Source organism: Actinomadura sp. DC4, assembly GCF_030406325.1.
Lineage (GTDB): Bacteria > Actinomycetota > Actinomycetes > Streptosporangiales > Streptosporangiaceae > Actinoallomurus.
The window spans coordinates 22012-38262 of sequence record NZ_JAUEQY010000024.1 but is presented as its reverse complement, the minus strand read 5'-3'; the positions used below and the strand labels follow the sequence as shown (position 1 = coordinate 38262).

General features: G+C 72.4%; 11 protein-coding genes. 6 read left to right on the top strand and 5 right to left on the bottom strand.

The window, feature by feature from the left end:
• Positions 1 to 6: 6 nt before the first annotated feature.
• Genes yicI through QWU11_RS32635 form a run of 3 tightly spaced genes read left to right on the top strand, consistent with a single transcriptional unit; the run spans position 7 to position 6580 of the window.
• Entirely contained in the window at positions 7 to 2316 is a 2310-nt protein-coding gene (gene yicI, locus QWU11_RS32645) for an alpha-xylosidase (RefSeq protein ID WP_290118332.1), read from the top strand.
• Entirely contained in the window at positions 2313 to 3656 is a 1344-nt protein-coding gene (locus tag QWU11_RS32640) for a GH1 family beta-glucosidase (RefSeq protein ID WP_290118331.1), read from the top strand. Before yicI ends, QWU11_RS32640 begins: the two co-directional genes overlap by 4 nt.
• The gene (locus tag QWU11_RS32635; protein ID WP_290118330.1) at positions 3653 to 6580 is read left to right on the top strand and encodes a glycoside hydrolase family 3 protein; all 2928 of its coding nucleotides are present in this window, start codon (positions 3653 to 3655) and stop codon (positions 6578 to 6580) included. Before QWU11_RS32640 ends, QWU11_RS32635 begins: the two co-directional genes overlap by 4 nt.
• Before the next feature lie 327 nt (positions 6581 to 6907).
• On the opposite strand, the gene QWU11_RS32630 is transcribed toward QWU11_RS32635, so the two are convergent.
• On the bottom strand, positions 6908 to 7246 hold the full coding sequence (locus tag QWU11_RS32630; RefSeq protein WP_290118329.1) for a VOC family protein: 339 nt from the start codon (positions 7244 to 7246) through the stop codon (positions 6908 to 6910).
• 70 nt (positions 7247 to 7316) lie between these two features.
• Between QWU11_RS32630 and QWU11_RS32625 the strand changes: the two genes are divergently transcribed.
• Positions 7317 to 8309, top strand: coding sequence for a sigma-70 family RNA polymerase sigma factor (locus QWU11_RS32625; RefSeq protein WP_290118328.1), 993 nt, complete (start codon positions 7317 to 7319; stop codon positions 8307 to 8309).
• A gap of 68 nt (positions 8310 to 8377) precedes the next feature.
• Here QWU11_RS32625 and QWU11_RS32620 read toward each other — a convergent pair whose 3' ends face one another.
• Genes QWU11_RS32620 through QWU11_RS32605 form a run of 4 tightly spaced genes read right to left on the bottom strand, consistent with a single transcriptional unit; the run spans position 8378 to position 13478 of the window.
• Positions 8378 to 9838, bottom strand: a complete 1461-nt coding sequence (locus QWU11_RS32620; protein ID WP_290118459.1) for a benzaldehyde dehydrogenase — start codon at positions 9836 to 9838, stop codon at positions 8378 to 8380.
• A 29-nt stretch (positions 9839 to 9867) separates the two neighbouring features.
• Entirely contained in the window at positions 9868 to 11358 is a 1491-nt protein-coding gene (locus QWU11_RS32615; protein ID WP_290118327.1) for a sugar ABC transporter ATP-binding protein, read from the bottom strand.
• Between the two features lies 1 nt (position 11359).
• Positions 11360 to 12418, bottom strand: coding sequence for a sugar ABC transporter substrate-binding protein (locus tag QWU11_RS32610; RefSeq protein ID WP_290118326.1), 1059 nt, complete (start codon positions 12416 to 12418; stop codon positions 11360 to 11362).
• A 31-nt stretch (positions 12419 to 12449) separates the two neighbouring features.
• Entirely contained in the window at positions 12450 to 13478 is a 1029-nt protein-coding gene (locus QWU11_RS32605) for an ABC transporter permease (RefSeq protein WP_290118325.1), read from the bottom strand.
• Between the two features lie 246 nt (positions 13479 to 13724).
• Here QWU11_RS32605 and QWU11_RS32600 point away from each other — a divergent pair, with 246 nt between their 5' ends.
• Together QWU11_RS32600 and QWU11_RS32595 are read left to right on the top strand one after the other, a co-directional pair.
• Positions 13725 to 14456 (top strand): SDR family oxidoreductase, encoded by a 732-nt coding sequence (locus QWU11_RS32600; protein ID WP_290118324.1) that lies wholly within the window; start codon positions 13725 to 13727, stop codon positions 14454 to 14456.
• Positions 14456 to 16237, top strand: coding sequence for a GMC family oxidoreductase (locus tag QWU11_RS32595; RefSeq protein WP_290118323.1), 1782 nt, complete (start codon positions 14456 to 14458; stop codon positions 16235 to 16237). Before QWU11_RS32600 ends, QWU11_RS32595 begins: the two co-directional genes overlap by 1 nt.
• Positions 16238 to 16251 lie beyond the last annotated feature (14 nt).

The following is a 16251-nucleotide window of genomic DNA, read 5'->3' as shown; positions in this document are numbered from 1 at the left end:
GCTCGATTGAAGTTCACCGACGGCTACTGGATGCTGCGCGAGGGCGTCCAGGCCTCCTATCCGGCCGAGGTGCGCGACGTCGGCACGGCGCCCGGCTCGTTCAGCGTGTACGCGCCGGCGCAGCCGATCCGGCATCGCGGGGACATGCTCAAGGGGCCCGTCGTCACGCTGGCCTACTCCTCCCCCATGCCGGACGTCATCGGCGTGACGATCACCCACTTCGCGGGTGAGGAGGCGCGCGGGCCGCGGTTCACACTGCACGAGGAGGACGCCGGGGCGGTCGTGTCCGTCACCGACGAGGCGGCGGTGCTCACCTCCGGGGCGCTGTCCGTACGGGTCGGGCGGACGGGCCCGTGGCGCGTGGAGTTCTCCGCCGGCGGCCGGCCGCTGACCGGGAACGGGCCCAAGAGCACGGCCGTCGTGGAGACCGGTGAGGGCCGGCACTACATCCGCGAGCAGCTCGACCTCGGCGCCGACCACCACGTGTACGGGCTCGGCGAACGCTTCGGCCCGCTGGTCAAGAACGGCCAGAGCGTCGACATCTGGAACGCCGACGGCGGGACCGCGAGCGAGCAGGCCTACAAGAACGTGCCGTTCTTCCTCACCGACGCGGGTTACGGGGTCTTCGTGAACCATCCCGGCCACGTGTCGTACGAGGTGGCCTCCGAGGCCGTGACGCGTACGCAGTTCAGCGTCGAGGGCCAGTCGCTGGAGTACTTCGTCATCTACGGCCCGACTCCCAAGGACATCCTGCGCCGGTACACCGCGCTCACCGGGCGGCCGGCACGGCTGCCCGCCTGGTCGTTCGGGCTGTGGCTGTCCACGTCGTTCACGACGTCGTACGACGAGGAGACCGTCACGAGCTTCGTCGACGGGATGGCCGAGCGCGGCCTGCCGCTGTCGGTGTTCCACTTCGACACGTTCTGGATGCGGGAGTTCCACTGGTGCGACTTCGAGTGGGACCCGGACGCGTTCCCCGACCCGCGCGGCATGCTGGAACGGCTGCGGGCGCGCGGGCTGAAGGTCTGCGTCTGGATCAACCCCTACATCGCCCAGCGCTCGAAGCTGTTCGCCGAGGGCAAGGCCCGCGGCTTCCTGCTGAAGAGGGCGAACGGCGACGTCTGGCAGTGGGACAAGTGGCAGCCCGGCCTGGCCGTCGTCGACTTCACCGACCCGGCGGCGCGCGAGTGGTACACCGGCAAGCTCGGCGCGCTGCTCGACATGGGCGTCGACTGCTTCAAGAGCGACTTCGGCGAGCGCATCCCCACCGACGTCGTCTACCACGACGGCTCCGACCCGGAACGGATGCACAACTACTACGCCTACCTCTACAACGAGGCCGTCTTCGAACTCCTGCGCAAACGCCGCGGCGAGGGCGAGGCCGTGCTGTTCGCCCGGTCGGCGACGGCCGGGACGCAGGCGTTCCCGGTGCACTGGGGAGGCGACGCGGAGTCGACCTTCGAGGCGATGGCCGAGAGCCTGCGCGGCGGCCTGTCGCTGGGCATGTCCGGCTTCGGCTACTGGAGCCATGACATCGGCGGTTTCGAGGGCACGCCGGACCCCGCGCTGTTCAAGCGGTGGATCGCCTTCGGCCTGCTGTCCTCGCACAGCCGGCTGCACGGCAGCGGTTCGTACCGGGTGCCGTGGCTGTTCGACGAAGAGGCCGTCGAGGTGCTGCGGCGCTTCACCCACCTGAAGGCGCGGCTCATGCCCTACCTCCAGGCCGCCGCGCGCGAGGCGTACGGCGAGGGCCTGCCGATGATGCGCGCGATGGTCGTGGAGTTCCCCGGCGACCCGGCGGTCACGCACCTCGAACGCCAGTACATGCTCGGGAGCGACCTGCTCGTCGCGCCGGTCTTCTCCGCGGACGGGGACATCGCGTACTACGTGCCCGAGGGCACCTGGACGCACGTGCCGACCGGCGAACCGGTCGCGGGCGGCCGCTGGGTGCGGGAGCGGCACGGCTTCTCGTCCGTACCGCTGCTGGCCCGGCCGGGGTCGGTGATCCCGTTCGGCGCCGTACGGGACCGGCCGGACTACGACCACGCCGAGGGCGTCACGCTGCACGCGTACGCGCTGCCCGACGGCGCGCGGGTCGTCACGGAGGTCCCCACAGGGGAGACCGCGGCGACCTTCACCACGACGCGGGACGGCGACGTCATCCGGGTCACGGCCGAGGGAGCGGGCCGCTGGCGGCTGCTGCTGCCCGGCGTCCATACGGGCTCCGTGGAAGGTGGCACGGTGATCGGGCACGAACAGGGTCTGCTGGTGGAGACGCGCGGAGACGCCGTCACCGTGAGAGGAGCCGGGGAATGAGCTTCGTATGGGGTGCGGCCACCGCCGCGTACCAGATCGAGGGCGCCGCCCAGGAGGACGGCCGCGAGCCGTCCATCTGGGACATCTACAGCCGTACGCCGGGCCGCGTGCTGAACGGCGACACCGGTGACGTGGCCACCGACCACTACCACCGCTGGCCCGAGGACGTCGCGACGATGGAGGCGCTGGGCCTGCGGGCCTACCGCTTCTCCATCGCCTGGCCGCGCGTGCACGACCCGCGCGGCATCGACTTCTACTCGCGGCTCGTCGACGCGCTGCTCGAACGCGGCATCGCGCCGGTCGCCACGCTGTACCACTGGGATCTCCCGCAGGAGCTGGAGGACGCGGGCGGCTGGCCGGTGCGCGACACCGCGCTGCGCTTCGCGGAGTACGCCGAGCGGATCGGGGCCGCGCTCGGCGACCGGGTGCACACCTGGACCACGCTGAACGAGCCGTGGTGCTCGGCCTTCCTCGGGTACGCCTCGGGCGTGCACGCGCCGGGCCGGACCGAGCCGGCCGCCGCGCTCGCCGCCGCCCACCACCTCAACCTCGCGCACGGGCTCGCCTGCCAGGTGCTGCCCGGCCGGCACTCGGTGACGCTCAACCTGCACCACGTACGCGGCGACGCCGAGGCCGCCCGCCGGGTCGACGCGGTGGCCAACCGCGTCTTCCTCGGCCCGATGCTGAACGGCGCGTACCCCGCGGACCTGCTGGAGGACACCGCGCGGATCACCGACTGGTCCTTCGTCCGCGCGGGCGACGAGGCGTTGATCGCGGCGCCGCTGGACGTCCTCGGCGTCAACTACTACTCGCCCACCCTCGTACGGACCTGGGACGGGGACTCGGCGCGTTCGACCGCGGACGGGCACGGGGACGGCGCCGCCTCACCGTGGGTGGGCTGTGACGACGTGGAGTTCGTGAAGCAGCCGGGGCCGTACACCGAGATGGGCTGGAGCATCGACCCCACCGGCCTGACCGAGCTGCTGCTGCGACTGCGCGACGACCACCCCGGCGTGCCGCTCATGATCACCGAGAACGGCGCGGCGTTCGACGACCGGGTCGAGGCGGACGGACGGATCCGCGACCAGCGGCGGATCGACTACCTGCGCGACCACATCGCGGCGGTCGGCCGGGCGATGGAACAGGGCGCGGACGTGCGCGGCTACTTCGTCTGGTCGCTGCTGGACAACTACGAGTGGGCGTACGGCTACTCCAAGCGGTTCGGCATCGTCCACGTCGACTACGCGACCCAGACGCGCACGTGGAAGGACAGCGCCCACTGGTACCGCGACCGGATCACGGAGCTCTCCGAAGGACCCCTCAGGAGGCCGGCGCCATGAGACCCCGACCCCGGCTCGCCCTGCTGCCCGCCGTGGCCCTCGTGGCCACGGCCGGGCTCGCCGCGCCGGTCAAGGCCGCGAGCACCTATCCCTTCCAGAATCCGCGTCTCCCGCTGAACGCCCGCGTCGAGGACCTGGTCAAGCGGCTCACCCTCGACGAGAAGGTGTCGCTGTTACACCAGTACGAGCCGGCCATCCCGCGCCTGGGGATCAAGGCGTTCAAGACCGGCACCGAGGCGCTGCACGGCGTCGCGTGGTCGACCGACAAGAACAACGGCGGGGCGGTCGTCACCGCAAAGGGAACCGTGTTCCCGCAGGCCGTCGGCCTGGCCTCGACCTGGGACCCCCGCCTGATCAAGCGGGTCGGCTCGGCCGTCGGCGACGAGGCGCGCGGGTACAACGCCGTGAACCCCGACGTGTGGGGCGTGCAGCTCTGGGCGCCCGTGGTGAACCTCCTGCGCGACCCCCGATGGGGCCGCAACGAGGAGGGCTACTCCGAGGACCCGCTGCTCACCGGGGCCATCTCCACGGCGTACGGGGCGGGGATGGAGGGCGGCGACCCGCGTTATCTGAAGGCCGCGCCCGTCCTCAAGCACTACCTGGGCTACAACAACGAGGTGCGCCGCGACACCACGTCGTCGGACCTGCGGCCCCGCGTCCTGCACGAGTACGACGAGAAGGCGTTCTCGGCCGCGATCTCCGCCGACGCGGCGACCGGCGTCATGGCCTCCTACAACCTGGTCAACGGGCGGCCGGCCACGGTCGACCCGGGCCTGAACGACGCCGTACGGGCCTGGACCCGCCAGGGTCTGCTGAACGTCACCGACGCCGGCGCGCCGAACAACCTCACCGGCAGCGAGGCGTACTACGCCACCCAGCCCGAGGCGGACGCGGCCGCGCTCAAGGCCGGCATCGACAGCTTCACGGTCGATGACACCGACGGGTCGAAGACCGCCGCGGCGGTGAAGTCGGCGCTGGCCCAGGGGCTGCTCGCCGAGGCCGACGTCGACACCGCCGTACGGCACATCCTGAGCGTCCGGTTCCGCCTCGGCGACCTCGACCCCGGCGGCGGCCCGTACGCGAAGATCACGCCGGCCGTCATCGACGGCCCGGCCAACCGGCGGCTCGCCCGGGAGACCGCCGACCGGGCCGCCGTGCTGCTCAAGAACTCCGGCGGCGCGCTGCCGCTGGAGGCCGGGAAGAAGGTCGCGGTCATCGGGCCGCTGGAGAGGACGCTCTACACCGACTGGTACTCCGGCTCGCTGCCGTACGAGGTGACGCCCCTCGACGGCATCAGGGAGCACGCCGGCACCGTGACCGACAGCGAGGGCACCGACCGGATCGCGCTGAAGGACGTCGCCACCGGCCGCTACGTCACCGCCGGGACCGGCGCGGGCGCGGTGCTGAAGGAGAGCGCCACCAGCGCGGACGCCACCACGCAGTTCGACGCCTTCGACTGGGGCCAGGGCGTGCTGACCCTGCGCAGCGTCGCCAACGGCAGGTACGCCGGGTACAACTGGACGAACTTCGTCAACGACCAGGACCAGCCGAACGGCTGGTTCGTCCAGCAGCGGTTCACGCTGGAGAAGCAGGGCGACGGCACGTACCTCATCCGGTACGCCGGTTACGAGACCGACCAGTCCTGGTTCGGCGACAAGAAGTACGTCGCGCCCGCCTCCGACGGCACGCTCACGCTGACCACGGCCGACGACGCGGCGCACTTCGCCAAGGACACGATCAGCAGCGGCGTGGACCAGGCCGTGAAGGCGGCCCGGGGCGCGGACGCGGCGGTCGTCGTCGTGGGCAGCATGCCGTTCATCAACGGCCGCGAGGACCACGACCGGACCACGATGGCGCTGGCCGAGGGCCAGTCGGCGCTGGTCAAGGCGGTACGGGCGGCCAACCCCCGCACCGTGGTCGTCGTGGAGAACAGCTACCCGACCACGCTGAACTGGGAGCAGGACAACGTCCCGGCGATCCTGTGGACCACGCACGCGGGCGCCGAGACCGGTCACGCGATCGCCGACACGCTGTTCGGCGACAACGACCCCGCCGGGCGGCTGACGCAGACGTGGTACCGCTCGGACGCGGACCTGCCGGACATCCTCGACTACGACCTCATCAAGTCCGACCGGACGTACCTGTACTACCGGGGCCGTCCGCTGTACCCGTTCGGCTACGGCCTGTCCTACACCTCGTTCCGCTACGGAAGGCTGCACGTCTCCACCTCCGGCGGCCAGGTGTCGGCGACCGTCGACGTCACCAACGTGGGCCGGCACGCCGGTGACGAGGTCGTGCAGCTCTACACGCACCAGCGGGCCTCGCGCGACAAGGAGCCGCTGCGGCAGCTGCGCGCCTTCCAGCGGGTGCACCTGGCGCCGGGGCGGACGGCGACCGTACGGCTGCGGTTCGGCGTCGCCGACCTCGGCCACTGGGACGTCACGCGGAACCGCTCCGTCGTCGAGGGCGGGACCTACGACGTGCTGGCCGGCGCGTCCTCGGCCGACATCCGGCAGAAGGCGCCGCTGCGGGTCGACGGCGAGAGAATCCCGGCGCGCGACCTGTCCCGGCCGACGCGGGCCGTCGACTTCGACGACTACCAGGGCGTGCGTCTGGTCGACGAGACGAAGGCGCGCGGCGACGCGGTCGGTGCCCGGAAGGGCGACTGGGTGAGCTTCGCCGGCGCCTCGCTCGGGCACGCGAGGACCTTCACGGCCCGTACGGCCGCCTCGTCGGCCGGCACCGTCGAGATCCGGCTGGACTCCCCGACCGGCCCTCTCGCCGGAACCGCCTCGGTCGCCGCGACCGGGGGCCCGTACTCCTACGCCACCACGACCACCGCACTGACGGGCGCGACGGGCCACCACGACGTGTACCTGGTGTTCGGCGGGGACCTGCGCATGAGCACCTTCTCCCTCGGCTGACAGAGCCGGGCGCCTCGCCTCCTGCCCAGGAAACAGCGGCGGGGCGCCCCTGGGGTCTCCCGTACCGCTGAAGGGACCTCCCCATGGCGACGCCTCGGCGGCGGAGGCGGCCGTGCTCCGGCCTGGACGGCGGGCAGCGGCGGACGCCGCCGGCGGCCGGACAGGTCACGTCCGCCGCTGCCCGCCCAGCCGGACGTGCTGTGTTACCCGGTGACGCCGGTGCCGGGTGGACCCGCCTTCGACAAACTCGACCTGCCGCGCGAGGGCGGCTACCGCCGCCGCGTCCTCGCCGTCCTGCGCCGGCTCGGCTCCTGAGCGCCCGCCGCGTCAGTCGCCGAGCAGGCCGACGGGGTTGCCGTCGGCGTCGGTGAAGACGGCGATCCGTCCCCGGCCGGGGACCGCGACCGGGTCCAGCCGCCGACCGCCGCCGAGGCGTTCCGCCCGGTCGAGCGCGGCGTCGATGTCCTCGACGCGGAAGTACACGACCACGCCGGTGTAGGGACTGCCGGGTCCGGCCTGGCCGATCCCGCCCGCCGGGGCGCCGTCCTCGCCGATGAGCGCGTACGTCTCGTCGAGCACCGTCACCGGCCAGCCGAACATCTCCTGGTAGAAGGTTCGCGCTCGTGCCGCGTCGGGGCTGGACACGTCGAACCATTCGGGCGTCATCGTGGGTTCTCCTTCGCTTGGAACATCTCGACGGAGGTGGGACCGGCGCCGTGGGGCAGAATCGTCTCTCGTGAGCGAGATTTCTTCCGGGATCGCCGAGGACGCCGACCTGGCGCGGGCGCGCGGCGGCGACGACGCCGCGTTCACCCGCCTGGTGGCGCCGCTGCGCCGGGAGCTGCACGCGCACTGCTACCGGATGCTCGGCTCGTTCCACGACGCGGACGACGCCCTGCAGGACGCGCTCGTACGGGCCTGGCGCGGCATCGGCGGCTTCGAGGGCCGCAGCTCGCTGCGTACGTGGCTCTACTCGGTGGCCACCCGGACCTGCCTGGACGTCCTCGCCGGGCGCGAACGGCGGGCCCTGCCCGTCGACCTCGGCCCGGCCAGTCCGCGCGCCGTGATCGAGAGCGTCCCGCTGACCGACGTGGCCTGGCTCGGCCCGTACCCGGACTACGAACGGCGGGAGACCGTCGAGCTGGCCTTCGTGGCCGCGGTGCAGCACCTGCCGGGCAACCAGCGGGCGGCACTGCTGCTGTTCGAGGTCCTCGGCTTCTCGGCCGCCGAGATCGCCGGCATGATGCGGACCTCGACCACCTCGGTGAACTCCGCGCTGGCACGCGCCCGCAGGGTGCTCGCCGGCAAGGTCGTCTCCCCCACCCAGCAGGAGACGCTGCGGAAGATCGGCGACGCGCGCGTGCGGGAGCTCGTGGCCGGTTACGCGACGGCGCTGGAGCGCGGCGACGCGGACGCCCTGGTCGCACTGCTCACCGAGGACGTCACCTGGTCGATGCCGCCGCTGCCGCACTGGTACTCAGGCATCGCGGCGGTGACCGACTTCGCCGTCCAGGTCCCGATCACCCGCTGCCCGAGCTGGCGGCATATCGAGACGACCGCGAACGGCCAGCCCGCGCTGGCCTGCTACGTCGGCGCGGAACCCGAAGCGCGGCACGACCTGTGGTCGATCACCGTGCTGACGCTCCGCGACGACCGCATCGCCGGGCTGACCTCGTTCCTCGGCTCCGACCACTTCGAAGCGTTCGGCCTGCCCGCCTCGCTGCTCTGACGGAGCCGGATGCCCCGCCCGGGGGGAGGAGGCGGGGCATCCGGCTGGAGGGAGGCGTCCGAGAAGGTCTAGAACGGATAGGGCGCGATGTCGCCCTGCAGGGTCACCCACTGGGTCTCGGTGAACGCCTCGATGTTGGCCGCGGGACCGCCGGCCCGGCCTCCGGTGCCCGAGGAGCCGACGCCGCCGAAGGGGGCCGTCGCCTCGTCGTCGACCGTCTGGTCGTTGATGTGCACGATGCCGGAAGGGATGCGCTCGGCCAGGTCCAGCGCCTTCATGACGTCGCGGCTGAGGATGCCCAGCGACAGGCCGTAGTCCGTGCCGCGGGCGAGCTCCACCGCGTCGTCCAGCGACGCGAAGACGCTGACCGGCGCGACCGGGCCGAAGATCTCCGTGGTGAAGGCGGGGATGTCCGGGGTGACGTCGGTGAGGACGGTCGGCCGGTAGTAGAGGTTCTCGTACGTGCCGCCGGCCGCCAGCCGGGCGCCCGCCTCGACGCTCGCGGTCACCACGGCGTGCACCTTGTCCCGTTGGCGCTCGTCGATGATCGGGCCCAGCGCGACCGGCTCGACCGCGGGGTCGCCGACCGACAGTCCGTCGGCCTTGGCGGCGAGCCGCTCGACGAACTCCCCGGCGATGCCCTCGTGCACCAGGTGGCGCCCGGTGGTCATGCAGATCTGGCCCTGGTGCATGAACGAGCCGAACGCCGCGGCCGACACCGCCAGCTCCAGGTCGGCGTCGTCCAGGACGATCAGCGCGGAGTTGCCGCCGAGCTCCAGGTGGGCGCGCTTGAGGTGGCGTCCGGCCAGTTCGCCGACCTTGCGGCCGGCGGCGGTCGAGCCGGTGAAGGAGACGACCCGCACGTGCGGGTCGGTGACCAGCGCCTCCCCCGCCTCGGCTCCGCCGGGGAGCATGTGGAAGACGCCGGCGGGCAGTCCGGCCTCCTCGAAGACACGGGCGAGGACGACACCGCCGGAGACGGCCGTACGCGGGTCCGGCTTGAGCACGACCGCGTTGCCCAGGGCGAGTGCCGGGGCGACCGCCCGGATGCTGAGGATGAGCGGGAAGTTGAACGGTGAGATCACGCCCACGACGCCGGCCGGCAGCCGGCGGGCGAAGCTGAGCCGCTTCTTGGCCGTCGGCAGGATCTCGCCGGTCGTGTGCGAGGCGAGCGCGGACGCCTCGTAACACTCCTGCGCCGCGATGTGGGTCTCCAGCGCGGCCTTGGGCGGGATCGCGCCGGTCTCGCGGACGATCCACTCCTCGATCTCGGCGGCGTGCTCCTCGAACAGGCGTCCCGCCTGCCGGAGCACCGCGGCGCGCTCCTCGTACGAGGTCTCGGCCCAGGCGACCTGCGCGTTCGCCGCCGAGGCGGCGGCCCGGCCGATCTCGGCGGGACCACCGATCCCGATCCTGCCGAGCTCGATTCCGGTCGCCGGTTCGGCGATGGCCGCGTCGCCGGCCGCCGAGGCGCCCCAGTCGTCGCTGAACACCGACCCGGTCCAGATCTTCTCGTCGAGAAAGCCCATCGTCTCCCTGCCTTCGTCCGGCGCCGAACTCATGGCGCCACCGCGAACCCGGCGTTCATCGCCCGGCTCAGCGCCTGCTCGGACAGCGCTTGGGCGACGATCTCATCAGTGAGGCGGCCGCGTTGGAAGACCAGGACACGATCACACAAATCGACTAGTTCGGTCAGGTCCGTCGAGGCGATCAGGATGACCTTCCCGTCGCCCGCGAGATCGCGGACGATCTCGTGCATCTCGGCACGCGCGCCGACGTCCACGCCGCGCGTCGGGTCGTCGAGGACGAAGACGGCCTGGTCGGCGTCGAGCCACTTGGCGAGCACCACCTTCTGCTGGTTTCCGCCGGACAGCTCGCCCGCCAGGTCGTACGGGCCGCCGCGGATCCGCAGCCGCCTGACCAGGCCCTCGGTGCGCTCGACCATCCGCCGGCGCGAGGGCAGCACGCCGTCACGGCCGAGCCCGAGCCGGCGTACGGCCGTGGCGTTCTCCCACAGCGGCTGGTCGGCCATCAGCCCGCGCCCCTTGCGGTCGCCGGAGACGTACGCGACCCCGTCCGCGACGGCCTGGCGCGGCGAGCGCGGCACCGCGCCGCCGGGCAGCCGTACCGAACCGGCCGTCGGCCGCGCCCGGCCGCACACGACGTCGAGCACCGCGAGGTGACCCGCGCCCTGCAGTCCGGCCAGCCCGACGATCTCACCGGCGGACGCGGTGAGCGACACGTCGCGCAGCCGCCCGTACACGCTGACGCCGCCGAGGGAGACCGAGGCGGCCCCGCGCACGGCCCGCTCGGCCCGTACGATGGCCTCCGGCGCGGCTCCCCCGAGCATCGCGGCGACCAGGGAGTCCACGCTGACCTGCCCGATCTCCTCCCCGGCGAGCGCGGTACGGCCGTCGCGCAGCACGGTCACCCGCTGCGCGACCCGGATGACCTCCTCCAGGAAGTGGGAGATGTACAGCACGGCGAGGCCGCGCCCGGCCAGCCGCCGCGTCGTCCCGGCCAGCCGGTCGGCGGCCGCGCGCGGCAGCGCCGAGGTGGGCTCGTCGAGGATCAGCACCCGGGGGTCCAGGAGCAGGGCCCGGCAGATCTCCAGGAGCTGCCGGTCGGCGAGCGACAGCGTCTCGACCCGCGCGTACGGGGACACCTCCAGGCCGAGCTCGGCCAGGACCGGCGCCGCGCGGCGCTCCATCGCCCGGTTGCTGACCAGGCCGAACCGGCCGGGCCCGCCGAGCGGGAAGAGGTTCTCCAGCACGGTCAGGTCGCCGAAGGTCATCAGCTCCTGCGACACGATCGCGATGCCCTGCTCGGCGGCCTGCCGGGTGTTGGCGAACCGTACGGGCCGGCCGTCCAGCTCGACCGTTCCCGCGTCCGGCCGGACGGCGCCGGAGATGATCTTGACGAGCGTGGACTTCCCGGCGCCGTTCTCCCCGACGAGGGCGTGCACCTCGCCGCCTTCGGCGGAGATCCCGGCGGCGTCGAGCGCCGCGACACCGCCGTAGTGCTTGACGAGGCCGGAGGCCGTCAGCATGTCAGCGCGCCTCCGAGAGCGGCCGGATGTTCGCCCCGATGTCGGACATGAGCTTGTCGATCTGCGGCTTGTACGTGTCGTACGCGGCCTGCGGCGTCTTCTCCCGCGCGATGACCTGGTCGATGTTGCCGCTGTCGACGACCTGGCCGGGGGTCTTGAACCAGCCCTTCGGCAGCTTCTTGCCGTCCCGTACGTACTGGGCCAGGACCGCGGTCGAGATGTAGCCCTTGAGGAAGTGCTCGGGATCGATGCCGGCGAAGTTGGTGCCGTCCTTGACCGCCTGGAGCGTCTTGGGGTCGACGTCGAAGCCCGCGGTGAGATACTTCCCCTTCTCCTGCTGCTTGATCTTGGCGAGGTCGTAGCTGTCCGCGTCGCCGACGCCGAGGAAGGCCAGTGCGTCCGGGTGCGCGTGCACCTGCGCGATCCACGCGTTGTAGTTCTGCGCCGGGTCGCTGTAGGTGTGGAACGGGCCGGCCGTCCTGATGCCCGGCGCCAGCTTGGCGAAGGTCTCCTTGATGCCCTTCACCCGGTTGTCGAGCACCGGGACGCCGAGGTCGGTCTGGCCGATCACGACCGTGCCCTTCGCGCCGGCGCCGAGCTTCTTGACCGCCGCCTGGGCGAGCAGGCCGCCGAGCTCGTAGTTGTCCGTGCCGACGAAGAAGTCGACCTTGCTGCCCGGGGTCGGCGCGGTGTCCAGCGCCACGACCGGCACGCCCTGGCCGACGGCCTGCGCGGCGGGCCGCGTGAAGATCGGCGGGTCCAGGTTGAACAGGACGACCCCGTCCCGGTGGGTGACGACGAGGTTCTGGAAGAGCTGGACCTCGGCCGGGCCGTCGGTGTTCGGCGGGCCGACGACCTTGAAGTCGATGTTGCCCGCGTGCTGCGCGGCGGCGGTCGCGCCCTGGTACATCTCCCGGGCGAAGTTCAGGCTGTTGTTGGGCACCGCGATGCCCATCTTGAGCTTCTTGCCGGATCCGGATCCGGATCCGCCGTCGCCGCAGGCGGCGGTGAGCCCGAGGACGAGAACGGCGGCGATGCCGGCTCGCGTGCGCTGGTTCATTCGAGGTCTCCTCGCGTACGGGCGGGGGCGGTCAGGCACCGGTGGAACGCGGGTTCCGTATGCGGCGCAGCAGGGTGTCGGCGGCGACCGCGACGAGGATGACCCCGCCGGTCGCGAAGGTGGTCCAGTTGATCGGGACCTGGAAGAAGGCCAGCGCCGAGGCGACGACGCTGAGGATGAGGCAGCCGACCACCGCGCCGACGATCGACCCGCGGCCCCCCGCGAGCGGCGTGCCGCCGATGATCGCCGCCGCGATGGCGGTGAGTTCGTAGCCCTGGCCGACGGTGGGGTCGCCGGCCATGAAGAAGGCCAGCGAGAAGACCGACGCGGCGCCCGCCATCAGGCCCGAGAGCGCGAGTGCCGCGATCCGGGTCCGGGCCACCGGCAGGCCGCTGAACAGGGCCGCCTCCCGGTTGGAGCCGATGGCACGCACCCGCGCGCCGAACCTCGTACGGGTGAACACCACGGTCAGCGCCACGACCAGGACGGCGGAGATCCAGACGGCGGTCGGCACGCCGAGCGAGTCGCCGCCGAGGAAGGTGAAGAAGGAGTCGCTCTGCGGCAGGTCGGTGATCTGCTTGCCGTCGGCGAGCGCGAGCCCGGCGCCGCGGAACAGCAGCGCCGTGGCCAGCGTGACGATGAACGACGGCAGGCCCATGTAGGTCGTGATGACGCCGTTGACCGCGCCGAGCGAGGCCGACAGGGCGAGAATCGCCACGAGCGCGATCCAGGTGCTCACCCCGTCCCTGATGAGGACGGCCCCGACGACCATGCACATCGCGTACATGCCGCCGACGGACAGGTCGACCTCGCGCATGGCGAGCGGGAAGACGATCCCGCAGGACATCAGGCCGACATAGACCGTGTTGTGGGTGATGGACAGCAGGTTGCCGCTGCGCAGGAAGTCCGGGTGGAAGATCCCGACGCCGAGGACGATGACGACCAGCACGGCGATCACGCCGAACTCGTCGCGGACGAGCCTGCGGTAGAGCGGCCGTACGGGCCGTTCGCCGCCGGTCTGCCCGGCGGCGGAGTCGGAGTCGGTCACGGCGGGTGGCATCGCGGCATCGCTCCTCACGGCTCGGCTGCGAGTTCTCAGCGGAATGGTCCGGGGTTCCGCGAGCATGGACGGATTGATCCGTCCGGACAAGCAGGCCGTTTCACCGAATGGAAACGCGGCGATATGTCCGGTGGGGCGCACCGTACCGAGACGCCCGGGTCGGTTACGGCGCGCGTTCACCGGCGGGTTCCGGTCAGTGGAACGCCGTCCTTGTCCGGGTTCCCGCCGTGGATCAGGCTCGCCATCGTGGGCAGTGAACGCGTCGCGCTGGTGACCGGTGCCGCCGGCGGTCTGGGCCAGGAGTTCTGCGTCGCGCTGGCCGAACGCGGATACCGCGTGGCCGGGCTGGACGTCGCCGACCTGACCGAGACCGGCGAACGCGCCGGCGGGAGCTTCCTCGGCATCCAGGCCGACGTGACCGACCGCACCGCCGTGGCCGCCGCCGTCGAGGCGGTCATCGGGCACCACGGCCACCTGCACATCGTCGTCAACAACGCCGGGATCTATCCCGCGATGCCCTTCGAGGAGACGACGATCGAGGACTGGCGGCGGGTGATGCGGCTGAACCTCGAAGGCCCCTTCATCGTCACCCAGGCCGCACTGCCCCACCTGCGGGCGGCCGGCTGGGGCCGGGTCGTCAACATCGTCTCCGCGGTGGTGTTCCTCGGCCCGCCCGACATGGTCGCCTACACGACCTCCAAGGCCGGCCTCGTCGGCTTCACCCGCGCCCTGGCCGGCGCGGTCGGCGAGGACGGCATCACGGTCAACGCGATCGCGCCCGGGCTGACCAGTACCGCGACCGCGGCGCGTACGGTCGGCGCCGACGGCGGGTTCGAGCGGGTCCGCGACCTCCAGGTCATCCCTCGCGTCGAGGCGCCCGGCGACCTGGTCTCGACGCTGGCGTACGTCTGCGACGAGGGGAGCGGATTCCTCACCGGCCAGACGATCAACGTCGACGGCGGATCCGCGATGCACTGATGAACCTCGGAGAGACGCGGGTCCTGGCCGACCTCTGCGAGTCCCTCGTACCCGGATCGCACGCGATCGGGCCCGAGCACTACATCGCACAGGCCGTCGCCGGGATGTCCCCCGGCGAGGAGGACGCTCTGCACGCCGCGATCGGGCTGCTGGCGCCCACGGTCGGGCAGGGCGCGGACGGGCTCGCGCCGCTCGCACGCTCGGCGGCGTTCGCGCTGGTCCGGCGGCTGGCGATCGAGGCCTACTACGGCGACTTCGCCGTCTCCGGCCACACCGGCCCGACGGGCTGGGACGACATCGGGTTCGACCCTCCGCAGGCCCGCCGGCTCAACAAGGACTGGTCGTTCCTGACCGAGCCGCCGACGCCGGCCAAACCGCTGCCCCGCGAGGCCGAGGTGGTCGTCGTCGGCTCGGGCGCGGGCGGCGGCCTGATCGCCGCCGACCTCGGCCGCGCCGGTCACGACGTGCTGCTCATCGAGGCCGGCGGGCTGTACCCCGCCTCCACGCACACGCGTTTCGAGCTGGAGGCGCGGCGCCGGCTGTGGTGGCCGGTCCGGTTCACCGACGGGGACGAGCCGGTCGCGCTGTTGGCCGGCCGCTGCGTCGGCGGGTCGACGGTCATCAACACCAAGGTCGCGATGCGCGCCGCCGACTTCGACGTCGCCGCCTTCCACGAGCGGACCGGACTGCTCGGCGAGGGCGGCCGGCCCTTCTCCCCTGAGGACCTGCGCCCCTGGTACGACGAGGTCGAACGGCGGCTCGGCGTACGCGAGAGGTCCGACTGGCCGCCGAGCGCGTACGTGCTGCGGGACGGCCTGGCCGCGGCCGGCGCCTCGTTCGAGCCCGTACGGTCCTACACCGACCACAACTGCACCCGCTGCGGCTCGTGCCTGCAGGGTTGCCCGACCAACGCGGGCAAGTCGGCGCTGAACACCTTCATCGCGCCGGCCGTGGGACGCGGGGAGATCCGGCTCGCCGCCCGTACGACGGTCGACCGCGTGCTGGTCTCCGGCGGCCGGGTGACCGGGGTCGGCTGCGGCGACGACGTCGTACGGGCCCGAACGGTCGTGCTCGCGGCCGGGGCGCTCGGGACCCCGCGGATCCTGCTGAACAGCCCGGACTACCAGCGCGCCTCGGAGTCCCGGCCGGTCGGCCGTACGCTCGGGCTGCACCCGGCGCGCCTGGTGTACGGGCGCTTCGACGAGCCGCAGGACAACCACCGCGTCTACCCGATCACCGGGCACAGCCTCGACCACCAGCGGGAGTTCGTGATCGAGGGGCCGACCATCCAGGACCCGGTGTCGTTCGCCGAGAGCCTGGTCGAGGCCGGCGGAGGCCCGCTGTGGGGCCGGCCGCTGGCCGACAGCGTGCGGGCGTACCGGCACTGGGCCGGGTTCCTGGTGATGGCGGGTGATGAGAACAGCGGCGTGGTCGAGCTGGACCTGCGCGGGGAGGCGGTCGTCGCCAAGCGCTTCTCCGCGGCCGAACGTTCACGGCTGGAGGCGGCGCGCTCGTTCGCGGTCTCGGCGCTGCGCGCGGCCGGTGCCCGCGAGGTGCTGTGGACCGGGCTGTGCACGTCGCACGTCCAGGGCAGCGTGCCGATGGGCTCGGACGCCCGGCGCTCGGTGGTCGACGCGAACGGGCGCTCGCACGACGTCGCGGGCCTGTACGTCGGGGACGCGTCCCTCATCCCGGCCTCGCTGTCGGTGAACCCGTCCCTGACCGTCATGGCGCTGGCCGCCCGCCTCGCCGACCACCTGCACAAGGAGCTCTCCCGATGACCGAGCACGGACCG